This is a genomic window from Acinetobacter sp. YH12200, assembly GCF_013418175.1.
Lineage (GTDB): Bacteria > Pseudomonadota > Gammaproteobacteria > Pseudomonadales > Moraxellaceae > Acinetobacter > Acinetobacter pseudolwoffii.
Genome location: NZ_VPCO01000001.1, coordinates 78,920 through 102,349, shown reverse-complemented (window position 1 = coordinate 102,349; position 23,430 = coordinate 78,920). Strand labels below are relative to the sequence as shown.

19 protein-coding genes and 3 tRNA genes are annotated in these 23,430 nt (G+C 43.9%); 8 read left to right on the top strand and 14 right to left on the bottom strand.

Translation table 11 applies throughout. The annotated features are described in order from the left end of the window. The first annotated feature begins 315 nt into the window (after positions 1–315). A complete protein-coding gene (locus FTU90_RS00480; RefSeq protein WP_005097806.1) occupies positions 316–546 on the top strand; it encodes a hypothetical protein in 231 nt (76 codons plus the stop codon). A 348-nt stretch (positions 547–894) separates the two neighbouring features. Then, complete coding sequence (locus tag FTU90_RS00475; RefSeq protein ID WP_180071796.1) at positions 895–2,499, top strand: bifunctional 3-(3-hydroxy-phenyl)propionate/3-hydroxycinnamic acid hydroxylase; 1,605 nt, start codon at positions 895–897, stop codon at positions 2,497–2,499. Positions 2,500–2,581: 82 nt separating this feature from the next. On the opposite strand, the gene FTU90_RS00470 is transcribed toward FTU90_RS00475, so the two are convergent. From FTU90_RS00470 to FTU90_RS00440, 7 genes are all read right to left on the bottom strand, one after another. Next, on the bottom strand, positions 2,582–3,196 hold the full coding sequence (locus FTU90_RS00470; RefSeq protein WP_180071840.1) for a glutathione S-transferase family protein: 615 nt from the start codon (positions 3,194–3,196) through the stop codon (positions 2,582–2,584). 133 nt (positions 3,197–3,329) lie between these two features. Beyond that, positions 3,330–4,223 (bottom strand): LysR substrate-binding domain-containing protein, encoded by an 894-nt coding sequence (locus FTU90_RS00465; protein ID WP_005097811.1) that lies wholly within the window; start codon positions 4,221–4,223, stop codon positions 3,330–3,332. A 1-nt stretch (position 4,224) separates the two neighbouring features. Next, positions 4,225–5,424, bottom strand: coding sequence for an MFS transporter (locus tag FTU90_RS00460; RefSeq protein WP_180071795.1), 1,200 nt, complete (start codon positions 5,422–5,424; stop codon positions 4,225–4,227). Between the two features lie 31 nt (positions 5,425–5,455). Further along, positions 5,456–6,019, bottom strand: a complete 564-nt coding sequence (locus FTU90_RS00455; RefSeq protein ID WP_005169748.1) for a TetR/AcrR family transcriptional regulator — start codon at positions 6,017–6,019, stop codon at positions 5,456–5,458. Positions 6,020–6,516: 497 nt separating this feature from the next. Next, positions 6,517–7,038: an acyl-CoA thioesterase gene (locus FTU90_RS00450; RefSeq protein ID WP_004280680.1), complete on the bottom strand. Its 522-nt coding sequence runs from the start codon at positions 7,036–7,038 to the stop codon at positions 6,517–6,519. Positions 7,039–7,327: 289 nt separating this feature from the next. After that, positions 7,328–7,504 carry a hypothetical protein gene (locus FTU90_RS00445; protein WP_005169744.1) on the bottom strand — a complete coding sequence of 59 codons (177 nt, stop codon included), beginning with the start codon at positions 7,502–7,504 and terminating at the stop codon, positions 7,328–7,330. A gap of 345 nt (positions 7,505–7,849) precedes the next feature. Continuing rightward, positions 7,850–8,854, bottom strand: a complete 1,005-nt coding sequence (locus tag FTU90_RS00440) for a patatin-like phospholipase family protein (RefSeq protein WP_005169741.1) — start codon at positions 8,852–8,854, stop codon at positions 7,850–7,852. A 123-nt stretch (positions 8,855–8,977) separates the two neighbouring features. On the opposite strand from FTU90_RS00440, the gene chrA reads away from it, so the two are divergent. After that, positions 8,978–10,186 carry a chromate efflux transporter gene (gene chrA / locus FTU90_RS00435; protein WP_180071794.1) on the top strand — a complete coding sequence of 403 codons (1,209 nt, stop codon included), beginning with the start codon at positions 8,978–8,980 and terminating at the stop codon, positions 10,184–10,186. A gap of 54 nt (positions 10,187–10,240) precedes the next feature. On the opposite strand, the gene FTU90_RS00430 is transcribed toward chrA, so the two are convergent. Then, the gene (locus FTU90_RS00430; protein WP_180071793.1) at positions 10,241–11,716 is read right to left on the bottom strand and encodes a sodium:alanine symporter family protein; all 1,476 of its coding nucleotides are present in this window, start codon (positions 11,714–11,716) and stop codon (positions 10,241–10,243) included. A 43-nt stretch (positions 11,717–11,759) separates the two neighbouring features. After that, the gene (gltS, locus tag FTU90_RS00425; RefSeq protein ID WP_180071792.1) at positions 11,760–12,998 is read right to left on the bottom strand and encodes a sodium/glutamate symporter; all 1,239 of its coding nucleotides are present in this window, start codon (positions 12,996–12,998) and stop codon (positions 11,760–11,762) included. 913 nt (positions 12,999–13,911) lie between these two features. Between gltS and FTU90_RS00420 the strand changes: the two genes are divergently transcribed. Continuing rightward, on the top strand, positions 13,912–14,619 hold the full coding sequence (locus FTU90_RS00420) for a nitroreductase (protein WP_159138268.1): 708 nt from the start codon (positions 13,912–13,914) through the stop codon (positions 14,617–14,619). A gap of 78 nt (positions 14,620–14,697) precedes the next feature. On the opposite strand, the gene FTU90_RS00415 is transcribed toward FTU90_RS00420, so the two are convergent. Next, a complete protein-coding gene (locus tag FTU90_RS00415) occupies positions 14,698–15,915 on the bottom strand; it encodes a multidrug effflux MFS transporter (protein WP_159138269.1) in 1,218 nt (405 codons plus the stop codon). Between the two features lie 139 nt (positions 15,916–16,054). On the opposite strand from FTU90_RS00415, the gene yccS reads away from it, so the two are divergent. The 4 genes from yccS to FTU90_RS00395 all read left to right on the top strand — a co-directional run bounded on the left by yccS (position 16,055) and on the right by FTU90_RS00395 (position 22,515). Beyond that, entirely contained in the window at positions 16,055–18,229 is a 2,175-nt protein-coding gene (gene yccS / locus FTU90_RS00410) for a YccS family putative transporter (protein ID WP_159138270.1), read from the top strand. A gap of 85 nt (positions 18,230–18,314) precedes the next feature. Continuing rightward, the gene (locus FTU90_RS00405) at positions 18,315–18,875 is read left to right on the top strand and encodes a YcxB family protein (RefSeq protein WP_005169724.1); all 561 of its coding nucleotides are present in this window, start codon (positions 18,315–18,317) and stop codon (positions 18,873–18,875) included. 170 nt (positions 18,876–19,045) lie between these two features. Continuing rightward, the gene (locus FTU90_RS00400) at positions 19,046–21,625 is read left to right on the top strand and encodes a sulfite reductase flavoprotein subunit alpha (RefSeq protein WP_180071791.1); all 2,580 of its coding nucleotides are present in this window, start codon (positions 19,046–19,048) and stop codon (positions 21,623–21,625) included. A 95-nt stretch (positions 21,626–21,720) separates the two neighbouring features. Continuing rightward, positions 21,721–22,515 carry a YdcF family protein gene (locus FTU90_RS00395; RefSeq protein WP_159138272.1) on the top strand — a complete coding sequence of 265 codons (795 nt, stop codon included), beginning with the start codon at positions 21,721–21,723 and terminating at the stop codon, positions 22,513–22,515. 24 nt (positions 22,516–22,539) lie between these two features. Here FTU90_RS00395 and FTU90_RS00390 read toward each other — a convergent pair whose 3' ends face one another. The 4 genes from FTU90_RS00390 to FTU90_RS00375 form a co-directional block, all read right to left on the bottom strand. Next, complete coding sequence (locus tag FTU90_RS00390) at positions 22,540–22,998, bottom strand: DUF2750 domain-containing protein (RefSeq protein WP_005097833.1); 459 nt, start codon at positions 22,996–22,998, stop codon at positions 22,540–22,542. A gap of 71 nt (positions 22,999–23,069) precedes the next feature. Then, positions 23,070–23,145: transfer RNA gene (locus FTU90_RS00385), tRNA-Val, on the bottom strand. A 99-nt stretch (positions 23,146–23,244) separates the two neighbouring features. Beyond that, positions 23,245–23,321: transfer RNA gene (locus FTU90_RS00380), tRNA-Asp, on the bottom strand. An 11-nt stretch (positions 23,322–23,332) separates the two neighbouring features. Continuing rightward, positions 23,333–23,408: transfer RNA gene (locus tag FTU90_RS00375), tRNA-Val, on the bottom strand. Positions 23,409–23,430 lie beyond the last annotated feature (22 nt).

Below are 23,430 nucleotides of genomic sequence, written 5' to 3'. Positions count from 1 at the left end.
TTCTTGCTCAATGGCGACTTGAAACCATCAGTTTATAAGTTAAGCGAATTATCCCAAATAGAGAATCCTGATGTTTATTCATATTTAAAATTCAGCTTTTTGAAACATTCATATACATTTTCATTAAATAGAACACTGCATAATTAACAGTAATTAAACAACTTTCTGCATTGTGTATATGCTGAGTTATTCACTCCGTGTCGCTTTTGTTAATTGATTTGCTCATCAAAATTTCAGTGCTTAGGATGAACTCCTGTCGAATTGATGTGATGGTCAGCTCGGCAAATTATATGACATAAATAAAGGATGCCAAAAATGAAATATGCACAAATCTTACTTGCAACAACGCTTACTGCTGCTGCAGCCACCAGCTTTGCCGCGACTGAAACAACAAATGCAAATACAAACACTGAAGAAAAAGTGATTGTCAGTACCCAGGAATTGCCTGAGTCAAATGCTCCGGTTGCTGGCGCAAATGCAGAACAACCAGCTGCATCTGAAGCTGCTGCAGAAAGCGCAACACCTGCACAACCTGCAGCACGTTAAGTGATTTAACGACGGGTTAAATGATCAAAGAAAATATCAGGGCAGTATTTCTCCAGTAGGCTTAGCCTGTACTGCCTCATATTGATCGATGCTGAATCATGCTTTGCGCGGGTTCAGCATTTTTGTTGACTAGATTTAAATGCCCATCATAGTTAAAACTGATCACAGGATTGAGAATGACTATTGAATTATTTTAACTTTATCATTTAAATTCAATAATTTAATTAATAAAAATCTATTTAAAATTAATATTATTGATATAGCTCAACTACTATCGCCTAACTTGTTTCTAGCTCAGAACTGTCCCTTAATAGATTGAAATGCAAGTCGATTGAATGGACATTCACTATGAGCAATACCAATTACAGCACTGATGTAGCAATCCTCGGCGCTGGGCCTGTAGGCTTAACCATTGCCAACTATCTGAGCAAGCAAGGCGTGAGCGTCACGATGGTCGAGCAACTGGATAGTTTGATTGATTATCCACGTGCCATTGGGATCGATGATGAATCTTTGCGTACCATTCAATCCTTAGGTTTGGTCGATCAAGTCTTGCCCCATACCACGCCCAATCATGCCATGCGCTTTTTAACACCTAAGGGTCGCTGTTTTGCAGATATTCAGCCTTTAACCCGCGAATTCGGATTTTCACGCCGTAATGCCTTTATTCAGCCACAAGTCGATCAGGTTCTGCTTCAGGGCTTAAAACAATATAAAAATACGCAGGTGCTGTTCTCACGTCAATTGACCCAGTTTAGTCAGGATGCCGAGGGTGTAACGCTTAACCTGCAAAACGAACAAGGGGATACAGAAACAGTCCGTGCCCAGTACCTGATTGCCTGTGATGGCGGTAACTCTTATGTACGCCGCAATCTGGGCATTGCTTTTGAGGGTGAAACTGCGCCGAATCAATGGATCGTGATCGATCTTGAAAATGATCCGCTTGCGACACCGCATATTTACCTGTGTTGTGATCCGGTACGTCCTTATGTATCCGCCGCATTGCCCCATGGAATTCGCCGTTTTGAATTTATGGTTATGCCGGGTGAAACTCAGGAAGAACTCAGCAAACCGGAAAATATTGCCAAATTACTGGCCAAAGTGCTTCCAAGTACCGATGGCATCGAAGTGATCCGTCAACGTGTTTATACGCATAATGCCCGTATTGCGGACAAGTTCCGGGTAGACCGCATTTTACTGGCAGGTGATGCTGCGCACATTATGCCCGTCTGGCAAGGTCAGGGTTATAACAGCGGGATGCGGGATGCCTTTAACCTGGCCTGGAAAGTCGCACTGGTGGTTCAAGGCAAAACCGGCCCAGAACTTTTAGATTCGTATCAGATTGAACGTAAAGACCATGCCAAAGCCATGATTGATCTGTCCGTAATGGCCGGTCATGTATTGGCACCACCGAAAAAGTGGCAAGGTTTTGTCCGTGACGGTATCGCCTATGCCCTGAACTATATCAAGCCGATCAAACAGTACCTGCTGGAAATGCGCTTTAAACCGATGCCGAAATATCATGATGGTGTGCTTTTGAGCAACGGCGCCAAAAATTCTCCAATTGGCAAGATGTTCATTCAGCCTCAAGTTCAGCTTGCATCAGGTGAAACAGTGTTACTGGATGAAGTCATCGGCAATGATTTTGCCATTATTGCCTGGGGTGTCGATCCAAAATGGGGCCTGAGTCCAGAGACACTGCAACAGTGGAAAACCCTCGGGGTAAAATTCATTCAGGTGATTCCGGCAGTGCAGTTACAAAATACCCAGCGCCAACCGTTTGAAGATGTCATCACCCTTGGTGATAGCGGCACAGAAATTCGCTCCTGGTTTGGCAATACTTCCGATTCAGTGGTGATCTTGCGTCCTGACCGTTTTGTGGCCGCACTGGCCATTCCACAATCACTGGAAAACACCAGTCAGCAACTGTTTAAAAAGCTGTACCTAAAATAATTTTAAGGTCATTTTTTACCACGCTTCGGCGTGGTTTTTTATTGTGATGAGATATCCAGATCAAGTGATACAGAACGATGAACTAAACTCGGTAGTCTTGAAACCACGGCATGTCTTTCAGGGAATCACGAGAGGCCATCTGCTGCAAATAGGGTCTGAACTCGTCAAATGGCGGTAAAATTTTCGCAGAGATCGCAAAGATCAAACAATAGGCAGCATATAAGTCTGCTGCGGAAAATTCTTCACCCAGCAAATAGGGATTGGCCTGACTTATGCCCTGTTTCAGAAAATCAAATACGGCTGCTTCATTGCCGAAACTTAAACTTCTGCGGTTCTGTTCAATATTTTCTGGCGAGACCTGCAAATTTTTTATATCGATATATTCGGTGAAGGGCCCATGACAGAACAATATCCATTTTAAATATGCCCCACGCTTGGGTTCATCCAAAGCAGGTGCCAAGCCTTTATCAGAATACTTATCTGCCAGATAGATAAAAATGGCGGCCATTTCTGAAATGACAATCTCCTGATCGACCAGACAGGGAACTTTTCCTATCGGATTAATCTGTAAATATTCAGCTTGATGCATATATTCATAGGACACTTCCACCTGCTCAATCTGGTCTTCAATCTGCAATTCTTTCAATAAGGGCAACAGGGTCAGGCCCCGTGATTGCGGATTGTTATAGAGCTTCATCATATTGGTTTAACCATTTTTTATTTTTAGAGTTTCAGTATAAAACGGTTTTCTGTGTCAATTTACACAGATGTGCTACAGATCATTTCTGTCGCACAGCTTTTAAAATATAGGCAGACCAAAGATGCAAATCTTAAAAAAGATCGACACAAAACTTTTCTTTTAAGACTTTTAAAATCAGATCAATCACCACATGTTTTTGGTCTTTACGATAATTGGCATATAGCCCAATCATGGGCAAAGGTTCAAGGGTCTTTTTCACCACGATATTATCGCCGAGTAATGGAATCACATAGGCTGGTACCAGACTCCAGCCCACGCCCATTCCGACCAGATTGACATTGAGCAGGATATTGGTGGAATGCTGCACCACATTGACCTTCAATTTGGACTGTTTAAAAAAGTCTTGAATAATTCGATGCAATTGTGGTGAAGCCTGTTCATCACTAATGACAAAATCCTGATTTTCAAAGCTCTTAATACTGACATGTGGCAGGGTCGCAACCGGAGAATCTTTAGGCACAATCAGGGTTAAAGGTTCATCAAAAATCCGGATCGAATCAAACTCGCTCGACTGTCCCGGATAGCGGGTAAAAGCAATATCGATCTGGCCTTTTCTTAAAGCACTAAACTGCTCAGCGTCGGTCAAACTATGAAATAGTGCTTTCAGTTCAGGAAAATGTGCGCGGATATTGGGCATGATATAGGGAAAGACTTTCATTTCCGCAACCGGTACAAATCCGATATTCAGCTGATCCTGATGTGCATTGGCAATCTGTCTGGCAGCGTGGATCGCACGTTCTGCATGTTCCAGACTGAGCAAAGCTTCTTTTAAAAAAACCTGTCCGGCCTCGGTCAGGTTGACCTTACGGTTATTTCGCTCCAGTAACTGTACGCCTACCTCACGCTCCAGATCCTTGATTTGCTGACTTAAGGAAGGCTGTACAGTATTCAATTTTTCCGCAGCCCGGGTAAAATTCAGTTCCTCGGCCACAGTGACAAAATAACGTAAATGTCTTAATTCCATTTTATGCTTCCTGATTTTCCGGTACGTGTATTGGTCTTTTGGCCACATACTGACGATAAACCAAGATCGTCACAATGACGAGTGCAGCACTCGACACATACATCGCTTCAAAGCCCCAATAGGCAATCAATAGGCCCATCACCACGGAACCTACCGCCAAACCCAGATCAAACAGGGTAAAGAAGGTTGAAATCGCATGTCCCATACGCTGCTTATCGACAGATTGAATTGCGAGTGTCTGCAGACATGGAAATAATGAACCATAACCGATCCCCACAAAGACCGCTGATAACCAGAGCGTCCATTGATTGGATATCAGACTCACCATGACTAGGCCAATCGCAAAGAAAATAAAGGAAGGATAAATGACAGCACTTGGTCCCTTACGATCATAGATTTTCCCGACCCACGGCCGTACCAACAGCATCGAAGCCGCAAATACAATAAAAAATACGCTGGTATAAGCCAAAAGCTGCTTGCTTTCACTAAATGCCGTGATAAAACTCATGATGCCCGAATAAGCAAATGCCGTCAGCAATGCCACACAGCTTACCGCCAGGACTTTGACTTCCAATATATCTTGTAGACTCAATTTGGTTTTTTCTGTGCCGATCCGCCTTGATTTTGGCAGTTCGGTAATTTTCAGCATCCAGCAGAAAATCAGTCCCAGAGAAATAATAATAGCCAGAATCCCAAATAAGCTTTTAAAGCTGGTGAATTGAATGACGGTCAAGGCCAGCAATGGGCCAAATACCACCCCCAGATTGGTCGACATGACAAAATAGCCCATGCCCTCGCCTTTACGCTGTTCTGGAATAAATTCATTGGCCACCGGAACCGCCACCGTGGTCAAAATACTGAACCAAATGCCATGTAGAAATCGCACCAGCAACAGTGACCACAAGCTATCAATGAGCAAATAGCCAAAGGCAAACAGCGCAAAAATCACGCCTGCACCGCGCATCGAGATTTTCTTGCCCAGTTTTTCGATGATCATGCCGGAAAAAGGCCGAACTGCAATTGATGATGCCAGAAACAAGGTCAGTGCCAGACCCGCTTCTTTGACTGAGCCCCCCAAATCTTTCATGATGTAAATCGGCAAGATGGTCAGTAAGGCAAAATAATAAACAAACAGAAAAAAGTTATTGCATAAGCACAAGATAAATGAGCGATTCCATAAACGCTCGGGGCTGAAAGACATAAAAACCAACTTTAAGAAAAATAGACCAGGCTCAGGCTTGAATTACAACAGGATGCAGCACTAACCCAACCAGCGCCCGGATGTAATTTTCATCCGGCATACGATTGAAAAAAATAATCTGGTAATGGATCGGGCCGTACAAACTGTCCAGCATTAAATCAAAAGGATAATCCGCGCGAATCTCGCCACGCTCAATCGCTTGCTGAATCAGTTGATGAGTCTGCTGTCGACGCGGCAATAAATATTGCTGAAAGAATTCACCGGCCAGCTCACGATGATTGGCGATTACCACCAGTAAAGCCCGACCAATCGGATGGTTGAGCGCCTGAGACAACAAGCTTAGCTGTCGAATCAGATTACTTTTCAGGTCATTTGCAGGATCAGGCTCAAAGACTGAGACCGTATGCTGTTTGAAGGTATCTAGCACCAGCTCCGATTTATGCTTCCACCAGCGATAAATCGTAGATTTTCCCACCCCAGCTCGTGCTGCAACAGCCTCAATAGTCAGTTGATGATACTCTCCCTCTGCCAATGCATCGGCAACCGCTTGCAAAATACATTGCTGTCGTCGTGAGCTTTTTTCGTCATGATTCATAAAGTCTACTTATCTTCAAACACAATCGATACGATACGTATCGTTTTATATTAGAGCAAAAAACGATAAAGCTCCAGACATAAACTGAAATTAAGGCAAAAAAGACTCTCTTATAAAGTCATGCTGATCAGTTAAAGAATTTAAAAATAGACGCTTTAACTGCTTAGTCATTCATGATGGAGTCTTAAGGTTTTAAATCAAATATTTTCAATATCATTTGTTACTTTGATTTCATTCAAATGAGCAGCGGAACTTCGCAAGGAAGGCATCTTGCAGTCATATTCCTCACCGCAAAACTCGTCAGCCACCCTCGACTCGTAAATTTGTCATGGAGACCATCATTTTTTAAATCTTGCGGTGCAATACACCCCATGCCTCAAACAGTTGCGGATGACTTTTCCACCTATCACATATAATCCTCAATTTAAAAAAGAAAATGCCAGTCAATTGGTTAACTGACTGGCATTACTCTTATGAAGATGTTTTTAAATCACCGCTTAACTCTGTGCAGTCTTTTTATAAATACTGCATGAAGGATGATGATTCTCTTGCAAACGCGCGACTTTACGCTGTTCGGCTGCTTCAAAACGGCAACGTTTCCAGTCATTGTCCAGGTTCAAAGCCGGAATCTGTTTCGGTTTGCCATTTTCATCTACGGCCACCATAGTGAAATAACAGCTATTGGTATGGCGTACCGTTCTTTTTTGAATATTCTGCGCTTCTACACGAATCCCGATTTCCATCGAGGTGCGACCAACATGGTTGACACTGGCCAAGAAAGTTACCAGCTCACCCACATGAATTGGTTCCTTAAAGTTCACCTTGTCTACCGATAAGGTCACGACATAACTGCCCGAATAGCGACTCGCACATGCATACGCCACCTGATCCAGTAATTTCAGAATGGTTCCACCATGAACATTTCCTGAAAAATTTGCCATATCTGGCGTCATGAGAACTGACATCGTTAACTCTGACTGGTCATCTGACACTGCTGCAATTTGATCTAAAGGGGCCATCGTTTTCTTTGAACTCTTTGAATGACAAGGTTATCGCTTATTATTATAGCGTTTTTAACATGAATAAAATGTTCAATTCGGCAAATGAAGCATCATAATTATTGATATAGAAACTGCACTCATACAGAAAAAAATATATTTAACAGATCTCAAGGCTCAGCAAGAAGCTAAGTTCCAAACAAATAAACACTTATTGATCCAAAGCATCTGCTTACCCAGCTCAAGTTTTTTTCGGGCCGCTCTCATTTTGCAAAAAATAATTCAAGATGTTGGATAAATCATTACTGATTTAGCGCATGAGTGGTTTTAACATTTCCTGGGCGACATTTTCATAGCTGAGAATTTGCTGACCATCCAGTGTGGTAGTGACCGTGAAAGAACCATCTTGATGTGCAGCTGTCACTGTAAAAATATAGTGTTCAAATTGCGCCAACTTGACCTGATGTCCAATTTTAATCTGATTCATTGTCGTTACATCTATTCATTAATCTTTCAAAGCACATTCTGTCATGAACAATATTTAAATATTTGATCAACTTAAGTATAGGAATAATAATATTAAAATTTCGACTTAGAAAAGCAATACTTATTCCAAAAAAAATATAATTTATAATTCAACAACTTATAGTCAAAATAAAGTTTATCTCTCCTGAAAATTCTGGCCAATTCATATGCAGAAACAATAATTTAATCTTTTATAACGATCAGCCAGTGTTAAGATCAGAATCTGGAAAGCATAGGGATGCAATAGCTTTGCCTACCTGGTTCGATCTCATAAAAAATGAACAAAAAAATTTAACCGCAATATGCTTTAGGGCTGCTGCTGTTCCTGAGCCACAAAGAGCGGAATATGATGGCCGCGAGCATAATTATATTTTTGATAAGCGAGAGAAATATCCATCAGTTTTAACTGTGCAGCATCAATGCCGGCCTGCATGGTTAATTCTCTGCCACGTACATCAAAGATATGTCCTTTTTCCCGTAAATCGGGCTGGATCACCACATCGGCATGCTTTAATTCTTCTTGTGCCAAGTGTTGCTGCATAATATTAATATTCTGGTTAAACAGTCCCCAGACATTACTGGTTTCCGTATGAATAGGCTGTGCCAGAATATCAACCGCAATCACAATATCTGCTCCCAGCTCACGTGCCACATTCACCGGTACCGGGCTGACCAGCCCGCCATCGACATATTCTTTTTCTTCAATTATTGTTGGAATAAACATACTCGGAATCGACACTGAAGCACGTACTGCCTGTCCAGTATTGCCATAATTAAAAACGACTTTCTTGCCTTCTTTTAGTGCTGTGGCCACCACAAACATCGGGATTTTCATGGCTTCTAGTGGAGTTTGATCGACTTGTAAATTGACATAGTCTTCTACTTTTTTGCCATCAAAAAAACCTTTTCGATCCAGTTTGATATCGCGTACATCGGTTGCTCGCATGCTCAAGGCAATATTGCGCAGCTCAATCGCCGGTTTACCACTGGCATAAATAGATCCGACGATGCTGCCCGCACTGGTTCCAACAATAAAATCCGGACGAATACCGGCCTGTTCCAGTACTTCGAGCGCACCGATATGTGCATAGCCACGCGCACCACCACTGCCTAAAACGAGAGCAATGACCGGACGCTGTTCAGTTTGCTTGATCTTTTCAAAATCAATTTGATTCGGACGTGCCTGAGCTTCTCCACGTTGCGCAGCGGGTTGTAGATGATTGGTAGCCGACTGGACTGTCATCGGTGTGGTTTGACAACCACTCAGGCCGAATGCACCCAGTGCCACAATACTCAACACATATTTCTGCATGTAGAGAATGTCCTCATTAACTTAAAGCAGCATAGTGTATAAACACCTGCTTAAATAATCTGTAGAATTTCGTAAAATTGTCATACAGTTCGGGTAGTTTGTCTTCATTTTCCCCTTCATGCTATGTCAGTCATTTCACTGTACCGGATTTTTCTGATTTTCCTGCAACTGGGCTGTATTTCATTTGGCGGGCCAGCCGCACATCTGGTATTTTTTCACCGCAAATTTGTGATGCAACTACAATGGCTCAATGATACCCAATACAGTCAACTGGTGGCTTTGGCGCAGCTTTTACCGGGTCCGAGCAGTAGTCAGGTGGGTTTGTCTATTGGATATCTGCAACGTGGTTATCTAGGGGCATTGATGGCATGGCTGGGATTCACCCTGCCCTCGGTCATACTCATGACTGGTGTCGCGCTACTGGGTCAACACTATGTTCATATTCTAAACTTAAATAGCTTTCATACCATTCAGCTCATTGTATTTTCTGTTATTGCCTGGGCATTCTGGCAGATGCTGCGAGGCTGCTGTAAAACGGCCTGGCAATATGCAGTCCTGCTGCTGTCTGTCATATTATTGACGGTAATTTCGGTGAGTTATAACCAGATTCTCGTCATCATCCTCGGCGCAATTTGTGGAATGTTGATGGGATATTCTTCCAGATTAGATCCGAAAAAGCTCAAAGACAGTGACAGTACTGAAATCAGCTCGCCTTATCTGCAATCTGCTGCTGCACCCTACTGGCTGCTGGCATTTATCTTGCCATTTTTGCTGCTGCCCCTAGCGGATAAACTATCGAATGGGTCGGGCCTGCAATTCCTGAGTGATTTTTATCAGACCGGTTCGCTGGTTTTTGGTGGTGGTCATGTGATTCTGCCCTTACTCCATCAGGATTTTGTCGCGACAGGCATAGTGAATGCGCAATCTTTTGATCTTGGCTATGCATTTGCCCAGCTCATGCCCGGGCCACTATTCAGTTTTGCTAGTTATATTGGCGCTGTGCTGCCGTGGACGCCCTATGTCTGGCTGAATGTACTTTTAGCGACCTGTGCAATCTTTTTACCCTCATTTTTTCTGATCTTTGCCACCTTGCCCTACTGGTCATGGCTGCTGCAGCAACGGCTGATTCATCAGGCCGTGATGGGAATTAATGCAGCGGTAGTGGGTTTGTTACTGGCTTTGCTCCTGAATCTGTCACAACGTTATTTTAACAGTATCTCCGACCTGCTGTTCGTTGTGGTAATGATTGCTTTACTCCGTTCAAAATTACCAGTCTGGTGCAGCCTGATTCTGGGTTTTATCTTTTATCAAAGTTATTTGAATTTCTTTTAAAATACTCCAGCCATAAAAAAGCCCTGAACGATCAGGGCTTTTTGCTTTGCAGGGTTACCAGATATCAGATTTGACCTTGTCTTTAAACTTAGGATGATTATCCAGTTTAAACTCAGGTTCTTTCACGCCACGCTTCAACTGACCGGTATAGTCTTTGAGTAGCATGAGCAAGAATGGCATCAGCAACAGAATCGCAATCAAGTTAATACTTGCCATGATGCCCATAAACAGGTCTGCCATATTCCAGATCAATGGCACACTGGCGACAGAACCGAAATACACCATCACCAATACAAATAAACGGAAAATCAACATAACCCGGCTATTGTTATTAATGAACTGGACGTTTCCTTCGGCATAGGCATAGTTACCAATAATCGAAGAATAGGCAAACAGGAACAGAATCAAAGCCAGGAAGTCATCACCCCAGGCACCAATCTGGCTTTCGAGTGCCATCTGGGTCAAGGTCACGCCTTCAAAGCCTGCATTTTCATACAGACCCGAAACCAGAATAATAATCGCGGTACATGAACACACCACAAAGGTATCTACAAATACTCCGAGCATCTGTACCAGACCCTGGTTGACTGGATGTTTGACATCCGAGGCTGCAGCAGCATTCGGTGCCGAACCCATCCCTGCCTCGTTAGAGAACAGACCACGCTTGATCCCCATCATCATGGCCATAGACACCATGGCACCAAAGAAACCACCAGCAGCGGCTTCAAATTCAAAGGCTTTACTGAAAATAAGCTGGAAGATGGATGGGAGCAGATCGTAATTGATAACCGCAATATATAAAGCCACCGCCAGATACAGTAGCGCCATAAAGGGCACTACCTTTTCTGCCACTTTGGCGATACGTTTAATACCGCCAAAAATGATTGTAGCTGTAATCAATACTAAGACTAGCCCAATCCAGGAAACTTCAAAATCCAATCCGCCTAAAGGCAAAATGATATTGGCCTGATCCCAGCCCCATGCGTGTGATGTTGCACCGGTAATGGCATTGGCCTGAACCGCATTAAACACAAAACCATAGGTCGTGATCAATGCAATTGCAAAGACAATCCCGAGCCATTTCTGTTTTAGACCCTGAGTAATGTAATACGCGGGGCCACCACGGAATTGCTGGTTTTTATGATCGCGCACCTTAAACAATTGCGCCAATGAGGATTCCACCAAAGCAGAGCTCATACCCAGAAATGCAGTAACCCACATCCAGAACACCGCGCCCGGTCCGCCAATCGCAATGGCAATGGCCACACCGGCGACATTACCCACCCCGACCCGGCTTGCAAGACCAGTCACAAAGGCCTGAAACGGGGTAATGCCGTGCGCATCCTGAACCTTGCCACGGCTGCCTTTCATGACTTTCATGCTGTGCCAGAACAAACGAATTTGTACTGCACCCGTCATGATTGTATAGAAAATACCAACTGCGACCAGAAACACCACCAGAAAGTCCCACAAAGGACCATTCACGGCATTAATCCAGCCAAGCAATGTTTCATTTAACTGATCATTCATGTCACATCCTTATGAGCTTATGACTCATCGTATCAGGTCTAAATTATACAAAGAACTTCAAGATCATTTGAATAACAGTGGCATTGATTAGGTCAACAAAGAACGCGCCACATAATGGAACGATCAGGAAGGCCTTATGTGATGCACCATACATATTGGTAATCGCCTGCATATTGGCAACCGCTGTCGGTGTTGCACCCATACCAAAACCACAGTGACCCGCTGCAAGTACCGCAGCATCATAGTTCTTGCCCATCAAACGGAAAGTGACAAATGCCGCATATAAACCCATCGTAATGGTCTGCGCACCCAGAATTACCATCAGTGGTCCTGCAAGGTCAGCCAATTGCCATAATTTCAATGATAACAATGCCATCGCCAAGTACAGCGACAATGAAGCATTACCGAACACATCAATGGCACGATCAAAGATCTGGACTTTAAATATACCTTCCAGTACATTACGCAGGATGACACCACCCGCCAATGCCCACACGAATGTTGGCAGTTCAAATGCAGTACCTTTACTGAAACCCGTCATAAACTCTGCAAAAGCCAAACAGCCTGCAAATAGACCCAAAGTCGTGATTGCATTATCTGCGGTAATTAAACGCACCTGATGCGGATATTCAAATGGAATATATTCGGTCGAGTTGATATCCATTGGCGTGCTATCACGCTTTTCGATTTGTTGATCCGTACGTGCAATTGCGAGATTATGACGGTTAATCAGCAATTTTGCTAAAGGACCACCAATAATCCCACCGATAATCAGACCAAAAGTAGCACTGGCCATCCCCAGTGCAAGCGCCCCCTGAATGCCATGTTCAACCTCAAAAATCTCGCCCCATGCACCTGCAGTACCATGACCGCCGGTTAAGGTAATTGAACCTGCAATCAGGCCAATCAATGGGTCAATACCGAGCAAGGTGGCCAGACTCATGCCGACTGCATTTTGCAAAATAATGAAAGCCGAAACAGCAAACAGGAAAATAACCAGACCGATCCCGCCTTCACGCAACTTGGAAAAGTTGGCACTCAGACCAATCGAGGCAAAGAAGATCAGCATAAAACTGGTTTGTAATTCTGCACTGGTGGTGATGCTATATCCCCACAGTGCATGCACCAGCAACGAGATAATTGCAGCGACTAAACCGCCTGCGACCGGCTCAGGAATATTGTAGCGCTTTAAAAAATCGATTTTATTAACCAGGAATCGGCCGAGTAACAAAACAATAACTGCGGCAATCAAGGTATAAAATGCGTTAAAAGTAAAATCCATAATTTCTTGCCCAAGATAATGTTGATTTTTTATCATTCTAAAAGTGATGCAGAGATACCGAGCTTTAGATCTCTCATCGATTTCGACCTAAAATATTCTGATCTCATCTAATGCTTTTAAAATAACAAAATGATCCACCATCTCTTTCAAACTTATGAATATCATCATCACGATCATATTCAACAAATGAGAGATTTATAAAAGCCAAAATACAGCTTTGATTCAAGCTCTATTGCTGTCAATGAATGGTATAAGCATACAAATTTAACAGGAGAGTCAGATCTATAAGACTGTGTTCTACTTCTCAAAAAACACCAAGGTTTAGTGAGCGCTTTTAACCTGACTAGCTTAATTCAAGCCACTTGGAATAGCGTTATTTAAAATAAATCTTGTGCATGCCGACCTTGAATTTTCCCAAAGCGCATGGATTAAGATGAAAAGCTGCATATTATGCTGTTTCTTTGTATAAAGTTTTATTGTTTTTTATTAAGAATAGTTAATCAATCTATAAAAAATAATTATTAATCCAGGGTTTTTAGATGAGGGTCAAACTCTCTAGTTATCGAAAAAAAATATTAATCTCTTACTTAAAACTTTATCAAACCAAGAAATTTCAATGGAATTAACGTGCTTTTCTATCCCAATCCACTTCATCTGTGCAGGCAATTAGTATGTTCAAATGGTTCAAGCATCCGAGTTTTAAGCTAATTTTTAATTTCATCAAAGCTTTTTAACCAATGTCCTGACTATTTGACTGAGGCTATTTAAAACATCAAGCTAGATATCAATCTTTTGTTTCACTGATAAATACTTTTTCCATTCTGGCCCGCGATTTAATTTTTCTGTCCACCCTACTGTTTGTTTAGTTTATAGTCATTCAAAACTTCATATGGATATTCGATTGGACATCAAAATGGATCAAAAACTTGTTCATGCTGTAGATCAAACGATCACCTCTCGCCATTCGGTGCGCGCTTTTTTAAATACGCCGGTCAGTACAGACATCTTGAAACAGATTTTAACTGTGGCCAGCCGCGCACCTTCGGGCACCAATACCCAACCCTGGAAAGTCTATGTTGTGACAGGTAAAAAACGCGATGAACTGGTAGAACGCGTCTGTCAGGCCCAAATGCAAATCTATGCCAATCCCGAGCTGGCGGAACAATACCAAGAAACCTTTGCCTATTATCCTGAACAATGGCTCTCGCCGTTTATTGAACGTCGTCGTGAAAATGGTTGGGGCTTATATGGTTTGCTGAATATTCAAAAAGGCGAAAAAGAAAAAATGGCACGGCAGCAGCTGCGTAATTTTGAATTATTTGATGCACCGGTGGGACTGTTTTTTACCGTACATCGCTCTTTGGCCATTGGTTCGAAAATGGATATTTCGATGATGATCCAGAATGTCATGATTGCAGCAAAAGCCCGCGGTCTGGATACTTGCCCGCAGGCCGCCTGGAATCATTTTCATCCGATCGTGCTTGATCTGGTGGGTGCTCCTGATGATGAAGAACTGGTCTGCGGTATGACACTGGGTTATGCTGACCCAGAGCAGATTGTTAACAGCTTTATTACCCCGCGCGTTCCCGTAGAGGAATTTGCCGTGTTTATCGATGAGTAATGCAAGGAGGGCTAAGTCAACTCACTTAGCCCTCTGTACAATCCAGCATTTTCAATATTTGTAGAAAACGCCCAGCATCTATGCATTTTTCAAGCTGGGCATCTTGATTTTAAAAATCGCCCAAGCGGAAATACCTACAAAAACCAGCATGATCAATGCCATATTTAATAAGGCATGCCAGATCAGAAAATTCAGTAATACACCGCCCAATAAGCCACAAACAAATTGCATACTGCCCATAATCGCACTGGCAGTTCCTGCTCTCTCGCCCTGTTCAGCCATTGCCAGAGCCATGGCATTCGGACCAGTAAACCCGATGGATGCCACCATAATAAACATGCCTAACAACACCCAGAACACAGAATCGACGTCCAGACAGCCCAGCAAGATTAACCCTAATACACCAGCAAACTGCAGACAGGTGCCAATTTTCAGACGCTGCAATATCGAGAATCGCCCAGCCAGACGTTTATTCAAGGTCGAAAACAGCATGATCCCGAAGGCATTGGCACCAAAAGCATAAGCAAACTGCTGCTCGGTCAGTTGATAACGATCCATCAGAATGGCCGAAGAAGCACTGATATAACAGAACATCACCGCACCGGAGAAACAACCGGCATAGAGCGGGCGTCGAAAGCTTGGATCCTGAAAAATAGTACGGTACAAACTTAATACCTGTTGAAAGTTCAGTTTGAGACGGCGTTCTGGTTCCAAGGTTTCTTTAAATAGAAAATGTACACAGGCCAGACTCAACAGACCACAGCCCATCAGTACCACAAAGATCATGTTCCATTCATAAAACATCAACACCCAGGCCCCCAGACTTGGGGCGATGATTGGCGCAATGGCGGTCACAATCATCATGCTGGCAAAGGCCTGAGCTGCTGAATGCATATCCAGACGATCACGAATGGCCGCACGGGCCATGACCACCCCGACACAACCACCCAAAGCCTGCAGAATCCGTGCAGCGATCAGACTCCATTCATCCTGCGCAAACACACACAGCAGACTTGCCACAATGTATAAACACAGCCCAAAATACAGCGGTGGTTTACGCCCAATCCGGTCACTGATCGGCCCATAAATCAGTTGCCCCACAGCCAGACCGAAGAAGTAAGCCGGCAAGCTATTCGAGACCATTTGGGTACTGACGCCAAAATCTGCTGCCATCGCCGGCAAGGCAGAAAGATACATATCAATGGATAAAGGTCCGAGCGCACTCAGTGCCGCTAGCAAAACAATCCAGGACATGGCATAAGGTGGTTGTACGATTTTATTCGATGGCATAAGCATGAAGATTTAAAGCGCTAATATGCAGACAAGTTAACACAGTGCATAGTATGATTTAGCTTGAAATGAAATTTTATAAACCTACTATTTTTCATTGGCATATTCAGATTCATCTGTAAGACTGCAGTATAAAGGACGACTTTTGAAATCTTGGCTCACTCGTCTCAAGCAAACCACCTATAATACGACCTTGATGTATAACCTGCGTATGATGACGGCATTTGCAGGTACCGCCTTTGTTCCCTATTTTATGGGGCAACAATTGATGACGATTCCTCTGACTTTAGGTGTGGTCGCAGCCGGTTTAAGCGATATTGATGACCGCTTTTCGGTGCGTATTCTCAATCTGCTGTATACCTACATGGGTTTCTTTATTACTGCGGTTGGCGTTTATCTGCTCTATCCTTATCCGCCGCTGTTCGCCTTGGCCTTGATTGTTTCTTGTATTGGCCTGATTCTGCTTGGCTCCCTTGGCAGGCGCTATGCCACAATTTCTTATGGCTGTCTGGTGGTTTCCGTCTATGCCATGCTGGGTGTCGAACTGTTCGATGAATGGTATAAGCAGGCCGGCTTGCTGGTCATCGGTGCGATGTGGTACGGCATTCTGTCGACGCTCAGCTTCCTGGTCTTCCCTGCCCGGTTGGCACAAGACAAGCTTGCCACCTCTTATGCTTCGCTTGGTGACTTTTTATATGCCAAGTCCAATCTGTTTGATGTGGACATGACCCCGACCAGTTATCAGCAGAGCATGATTGATCTTTCTCTTGAAAATGGCAAACTGATTGCCATTTTTAACGAAATGAAAACGGCGCTCTTGACCCGTCTAAAAGGCGACCGTGGGCAAAAAGATACCCGTCGCAGTCTGCAATATTATTTTGTGGCGCAGGATATTCATGAACGTGCCGATTCAGCCCATATTGATTATCAGAAACTGGCCAAGATTTTCCAGCACAGCGACATCCTGTTCCGCTTTCAGCGCATCATGTCGATTCAGGGCAAAGCCTGCAAGGACCTGAGTGAAAGTTTGCTGCTGCGCAAGCCTTATGTACATAACAAACGCTTCAAGCATGCTTTTGACAATCTTCGGCTGTCTCTGGAGAAATTACGTCAGGATCAGCATTATGATCAGGTCTGGATTAATGCTTTATTTTCACTATTTCAGAACCTGAAATCGATTGATGCCCAGTTACGTAACCTGGAAACCGAGCAAAGTATCAAAGCCGAGCGTTTTAAACATATTGAAAACCAGCTCAGAGATGATGACCTGAAAGGCTGGGACGACATCAAGGTTCGAATTAAACAGCATCTCACTCCAGAATCGGTGCTGTTCCGGCATGCCATCCGCCTGTCGATTGTGCTGCTGATCAGCTATATCTTTGTACAGGTCAGCAATATTGAATATGGTTACTGGATTTTATTAACTGCACTGTTTGTCAGCCAGCCAAACTTTAACGCCACCAAGCGGCGTTTACGTCTGCGGATTGTCGGTACCTTGGTCGGTATTATTTTCGGTTATGCCATTTTATATTTTGTACCTTCTGTCGAAGGACAATTATTACTGCTGGTGTTCAGCGGGATCTTGTTCTTTGAATTGCGTAGTAAACAGTATGCCCAAGCCACGGCCTTTATCACGATTCTTGCCTTGATCAACTTCAATCTGGATGGTATGGGCTTTGCTGCGGCTATCCCGCGGATGATTGATACCCTGATTGGCTGTGCCATTGCCTGGTTCGGGGTCAGCTTTATTTTCCCGGACTGGAAGTTCAGACGTTTGCCGCGCAGTATCAAACGCAGCTTGCAGGCAGAAGCGGACTATTTAAGTGAAGTGATCGAGCAATATAAATCGGGGCGTAATAATGGCCTGAAATATCGGATTGTGCGCCGTGCTGCCCACAATACCGATGCAGAGGTGGCTTCACTCATTTCGACCCTGGCCACTGAACCGGATATTGATCCGGTACAAAAATCGCTGGCCTTTGAGTTCCTGTGTCTGAACCATACCTTTATCAGTTATATCGCCGCGCTGGGTGCGCACCGGGGAAGAATTGAGGATCAGGACATTCTGAATTTACTGGATAATGCATTAGAGAACATTCGCGGTGCATTATTACGAGACGAAACGCCCGATTTCAGGGCGCAAAATATGATTGTCCATATTCGTCAGCGTCTATCACATGATCAGGAACAAGATCAGAAATCTCTGATCATTTTGCAGCAGCTGTCTTTAATGTTCAGTATTTTAAACCAGTTGAGCCAATTGAAACAAAGTTTGAGCCATGAGCGTGATGAACAGGCAACAGAACTCGGTTCCTTATAATTTGGATGATTTTGGAACAATATACTCACTGAATTGGTACAATTAATGCTAAACTTTTTACAGTTTTAAATCTGCTAGTTTCACTATGACCGCGAAAAATTTATACGCTTATACCCTACAGCCTGTGAACTATGAAATTTCAGAAGCCGAGCAGCGTCATGCTCAGCTGGTGATCTGGCGTAGTACCAATAAAATTGGCATGAAAGCATGGCTGATCATGGGTGCTGTTGTTGCACTTTCTATTCTGGGCCTTCTGCTTCTCAAGAACTATTCAACCGTGTTCTGCTGGGTGGCGATTGCCTGTGTGGTGTTGTATTACCTGATCCGTACCTTTGGTCTGGAATGGTATGTTAAACGCAAGATGAACGAATTTCCGGTACAGGAAATCAAAGGTGTTCGTCTGGGCGTACAACCGCACGGCATCATCATGCGTCAGAAAATGGGCATGCAGGAAGGTGTGGGTGCGATCAGCTGGAAAGACATTTATGAATGGTACAACACACCAGAATTCATGTTGGTCAATTTCAAGGTAAAAGGCCAGCAAGGTGCTTATATCCTGCCTAAACGTCTGGACAGCAAAAACTTTTCTTTTAACACGATTCGTAAGCATCTAGAAGCAGAAGTTGGCGCAGCCAAACAAATCTAAACTTGTACACGTTTCAATAAAAAACCTCCTGCCCCGGCATGGAGGTTTTTTTAATCCTAAAACAATAAATGATAATGAGAATAAATATTATCCTCAACACCTATAATTCAGTATTAAAGTTCAGTTATAATTTGGCCACTTTTATAAAGCTCACCCTTAATCTGACGACCATGTTTAAAAAAACATTTTTCCAAATCCACTGGTTTCTGGGGATTACAGCAGGTTTAATCCTCTCTTTGATGGGCGTCACTGGCGCAATTTATTCCTATGAACAACAAATCTTAAAATGGATAAATAACGACAGTTATACGGTTCAGGTTCAGCAAGGTGACAAACTTACGCCTGCTCAGCTGTATCAGCATTTTCAAAATACCACTCCAGAGATGAAGATTAACAGTATTAGCGTGGCACAAGATCCAAGTGCTTCAAGTACTGTAAATATTGCCAAAGAGGGAGCACGGCGTGGTCATAACATCCTGATCAATCCCTATACTGCCGAAGTTTTGCCTGAAATTAAGGGTCGGGAATTTTTCCAGTTTATTCAGCAACTGCATCGTAATTTAACGGTTGGCCCGGTCGGCAAACAGATTACCGGTGCTTGTACTTTAATGCTGATTTTTTTCGTCTTGTCCGGTCTTTACCTGCGCTGGCCAAAACGTCATTCGATCAAGCAATGGTTCTTTGTAAAACCCAAGCTGAAAGGCCGTAATTTTATCTGGGATCTGCATGCTGTTGTGGGAACCTGGGTGGTGATTTTCTACCTGATTCTGGCTTGTACTGGTCTGTACTGGTCCTATGACTGGTGGCGTAGCGGGATGTTTAAAGTTCTCGGCGTTGAACGTCCACAGCCTACCATGCAAGCCAATGCGGGCAATAATCGTGGTGAAGGACGTCAAGGTGGCGAACGCGGCCCACGTGGTGAAGGACGCGAAGAAGGCATGAATCCAGAACAGATTGGCCGCGCGCTAGATTTGAGCTGGACTGGCTTTAATACTGAATTTTCAGATAAATATTCCACAGTAACCTTTAATCTTCCCAAAAAACCCGACGGCAGCATGCAGCTCAGCTTTGTCGATCCGGTTGCCCAGCATGAACGTGCGCGGAACAGTGCCACTTATAATTACCAGACAGCCGAATTTACAGAAGTTGAATTCTATGAAGATAAAAAGCTCAATGAAAAGATCATGAGCAGCATGTTACCGGTGCATCGTGGCAGCTTCTTCGGCCCGATCTACCAGTTCTTTGCCATGGTCGCAGCCTTGTTAATGCCATTATTCTTTGTGACAGGCTGGATGCTGTATCTGAAACGTCGTAAACAGAAGCGCTTAACGCTGGCAGCGCGTCAGGGTGTCACTCCAGTTGACTTAGATGAAAATGCCAAACCTTGGCTGATTGCTTATGCATCACAAACAGGTGTCTCAGAACAACTGGCTTGGCGTACAGCAACTGCCCTGCAGGAAGCGCGTCAGCCAGCAACAGTAAAAGCGGTACAACAACTGACGCTTGCCGATTTACAGCAAACCGAGCAGGTATTATTTGTTGCCAGTACTTATGGCACAGGTGAAGCACCTGATCTGGCCTCTTCTTTTGAGAAAAAAATCCTGTCCGGCAAAGCTGATCTGCGGCATTTAAATTATGCGGTGTTGGCGCTCGGTTCTCAAGAATATCCGGATAGCTATTGCAGTTTTGGTCACCGTATTGACCAGTGGTTGCAGCAAAATGGTGCCCAGCAGTTATTCACCACCATTGAAGTGGATAATGCCAATAATGAGCACATCCAGCAATGGAATACTGCACTGGCACAAGTAACTCGCCTTGAACTGCAAGCCATGGGTATCGATAAAACCTTTGATCAGTGGACACTGACTCAACGTGAAATCCTCAATCCAGGTAGTCTGGGTGCTCCTGCCTTTAATATCGAACTGATTCCTGAGCATGAAGCAATCTGGCAAGCAGGTGATATTGCCGAGATTCAGCCAGCTAACAGTCCGGAACGTATTCAGGCATTTATGCAACAACACAATATTGCTGCCGGCACACAAGTGCCTTCTATGCAGCAAAGCATTGAGCGCGCGCTTTGGGATCGTGATCTGACTCAGGCTGAACCTTTTGATTCACTGGATCAGCTCCTCAAGCAATTACCGGCTTTGGCATCACGTGAATACTCGATTGCCAGCATTCCAAGTCAGCAAGTCCTGCGTCTGGTGGTACGTCAGCAAGCTGATGCGAATGGAAATCTAGGTCTGGGTTCAGGCTGGTTAACCCAGCATGCCGCACTCAATGCACCGATTGCGCTACGCATTCGCAGCAACGAATCGTTCCACCTGATTGATGATAACCGTCCGATCATTTGTATTGGGAATGGTACCGGTATTGCTGGTTTAATGAGTCTGCTCAGTTCCCGTAACCGTCAGGAATACAGCCAAAACTGGCTGATCTTCGGTGAACGTCAGCGTGAACATGATTTTTTCTTTGCAGAAACCATTCAGGCCTGGTTGCAAATGGGAACCCTGAAACGGCTGGATCTTGCGTTCTCTCGTGACCAGCAGGAAAAAGTCTATGTGCATCATAAATTACGGGAACAGGCTGAAGAGCTGAAAACCTGGGTTGCCCAAGGCGCAGTGATTTATGTCTGTGGTAGCATCAATGGCATGGCCAGTGATGTCGATCAGGCCCTGACCGAGATACTTGGTGAAACGCTGCTCGATCAATTACGTCTGGATGGCCGTTATCGCCGTGATGTATATTAAGATGAACTGATATACTAAAAACCGGGCGCAATAGCCCGGTTTTTGAAAATACAAAAGTAATAATAAAAATATGAATAAGAAAAAAGGAAACTTGGATGTTCAATCAACTTAAACGAAGTCTCAGTCTGATCTTTGGCTTGATCCTCTGTATCAATAGCGTCTGGTTACTGAATCAGGATCAAAGGCATTTTGGTATCATGCTGTCTATCATCATTGCTGTGGCACTGATCCTGTATGCCCTGCTTTTTTCATCTATTCAGCGCTGGAAACAAAATTCTCGACTCAGAACATTGTTCTGGAACAGTCTCTGGGGCGGATTTTTATTCTGGATCATCAGTGTCGCGGCTTTCTTCGCTTATATCCAGATGTCGATTAACTCAAATATTCCTGCACAACCGGCTACAGCGATTCTGGTATTAGGTAGTGGGATTAACCAGGGTCAACCCTCACCCATCTTAAAAAATCGTCTGGATACTGCAGCAAAATATGCAGAACAATATCCAGATACGTTGATGATTATGACCGGGGGACGAAATTTCCGGGAAAGACAAAGCGAAGCTGAAGTCATGCAACATTATATTCATATGACCTATCCGCAGCTCAAAAACCCGATTCGCTTAGAAGATCAAAGCAGAAGCACCCAACAGAACCTGCAATATTCTCAGGCGATCTTGCAACAACAGAATATTGATCGAAATGAGCCTATTGTGATTGTGACCAACGATTTTCATAGCCCGCGTGCCCGTGCCATTGCCAGACATCAGGGCTATCAGCAAGTGATCAGTCTGAGTGCCCGCACTCCTCAGAATGCTCGCTACCATTCATGGCTACGTGAATATTTTGCGTTGATTAATGGCTGGCTGCTGAATGAATATTCACTGTTCCAATAAACAAGCTATTTAACAACAAGAAAATTAATTTAAACGAATGTGTCTTGGCAAAGGCATATCCGGATTTTTAAAAAGTTCCGGCTTTTGCACATAGATCTGATACAGATAATTTTTGATATCCAGTAATAATTTTTCCGGTGCCACCAGAATATTCTGCCCTTCTGGCGTCAGATCAAGAGACACAATGGTACTTTCCTGACGTAAAAACGGAATCACTTTCTCTACAAAATCCTTGAGACCAATTTCCTGAATATCATAATTCACCCAATTGTCTTTAATCAGCAGACGAGCCAGACCTTTACTGTGCCAGCAAGCAAATGCACGCTGTCCAGTCGGCGTAGCACACAAAGCCCAGCCATCCTGATAAAGCGCAAAAATGCCGGCATTCGCGACAATCGATTCAATATATTGTTTATAAAGGTGTTGAGGGTCGTATGTAGTTTGAGATTTGGTCGCTGCCTTGCGCTGATATGGATTTCTCATCGTCGTGAAACCTTCAAATTATTATAGACTTCAAATTCTATGAAATGTTCAGTGTTTAGGCAAGAAAGATATGGTGGGCGCTGACGGGATCGAACCGCCGACATTCTGCTTGTAAGGCAGACGCTCTACCAACTGAGCTAAGCGCCCTGAGAAAAACAACAGCGTTGTTTTTAATGACGCAAGACAAGGAATGTCTTGGTATATTGAACACTCAGATCTCAGGAATCCAAGCTTCTCATCTTAGGATGGCGCAGCGGACGGGGCTCGAACCCGCGACCCCCGGCGTGACAGGCCGGTATTCTAACCAACTGAACTACCGCTGCATCGTAAGAATTGGTGGGCGCTGACGGGATCGAACCGCCGACATTCTGCTTGTAAGGCAGACGCTCTACCAACTGAGCTAAGCGCCCTGATAAAGAGTGTCAATCTTTA

Excerpts from the sequence above, each read along its gene's own strand:
- FTU90_RS00480 (WP_005097806.1), top strand. The coding sequence starts at position 316 with ATGAAATATGCACAAATCTTACTTGCAACAACGCTTACTGCTGCTGCA.
- FTU90_RS00475 (WP_180071796.1), top strand. The coding sequence starts at position 895 with ATGAGCAATACCAATTACAGCACTGATGTAGCAATCCTCGGCGCTGGG.
- FTU90_RS00470 (WP_180071840.1), bottom strand. The coding sequence starts at position 3,196 with ATGAAGCTCTATAACAATCCGCAATCACGGGGCCTGACCCTGTTGCCC.
- FTU90_RS00465 (WP_005097811.1), bottom strand. The coding sequence starts at position 4,223 with ATGGAATTAAGACATTTACGTTATTTTGTCACTGTGGCCGAGGAACTG.
- FTU90_RS00460 (WP_180071795.1), bottom strand. The coding sequence starts at position 5,424 with ATGTCTTTCAGCCCCGAGCGTTTATGGAATCGCTCATTTATCTTGTGC.
- FTU90_RS00455 (WP_005169748.1), bottom strand. The coding sequence starts at position 6,019 with ATGAATCATGACGAAAAAAGCTCACGACGACAGCAATGTATTTTGCAA.
- FTU90_RS00450 (WP_004280680.1), bottom strand. The coding sequence starts at position 7,038 with ATGGCCCCTTTAGATCAAATTGCAGCAGTGTCAGATGACCAGTCAGAG.
- FTU90_RS00445 (WP_005169744.1), bottom strand. The coding sequence starts at position 7,504 with ATGAATCAGATTAAAATTGGACATCAGGTCAAGTTGGCGCAATTTGAA.
- FTU90_RS00440 (WP_005169741.1), bottom strand. The coding sequence starts at position 8,854 with ATGCAGAAATATGTGTTGAGTATTGTGGCACTGGGTGCATTCGGCCTG.
- chrA (WP_180071794.1), top strand. The coding sequence starts at position 8,978 with ATGTCAGTCATTTCACTGTACCGGATTTTTCTGATTTTCCTGCAACTG.
- FTU90_RS00430 (WP_180071793.1), bottom strand. The coding sequence starts at position 11,716 with ATGAATGATCAGTTAAATGAAACATTGCTTGGCTGGATTAATGCCGTG.
- gltS (WP_180071792.1), bottom strand. The coding sequence starts at position 12,998 with ATGGATTTTACTTTTAACGCATTTTATACCTTGATTGCCGCAGTTATT.
- FTU90_RS00420 (WP_159138268.1), top strand. The coding sequence starts at position 13,912 with ATGGATCAAAAACTTGTTCATGCTGTAGATCAAACGATCACCTCTCGC.
- FTU90_RS00415 (WP_159138269.1), bottom strand. The coding sequence starts at position 15,915 with ATGCTTATGCCATCGAATAAAATCGTACAACCACCTTATGCCATGTCC.
- FTU90_RS00405 (WP_005169724.1), top strand. The coding sequence starts at position 18,315 with ATGACCGCGAAAAATTTATACGCTTATACCCTACAGCCTGTGAACTAT.
- FTU90_RS00400 (WP_180071791.1), top strand. The coding sequence starts at position 19,046 with ATGTTTAAAAAAACATTTTTCCAAATCCACTGGTTTCTGGGGATTACA.
- FTU90_RS00395 (WP_159138272.1), top strand. The coding sequence starts at position 21,721 with ATGTTCAATCAACTTAAACGAAGTCTCAGTCTGATCTTTGGCTTGATC.
- FTU90_RS00390 (WP_005097833.1), bottom strand. The coding sequence starts at position 22,998 with ATGAGAAATCCATATCAGCGCAAGGCAGCGACCAAATCTCAAACTACA.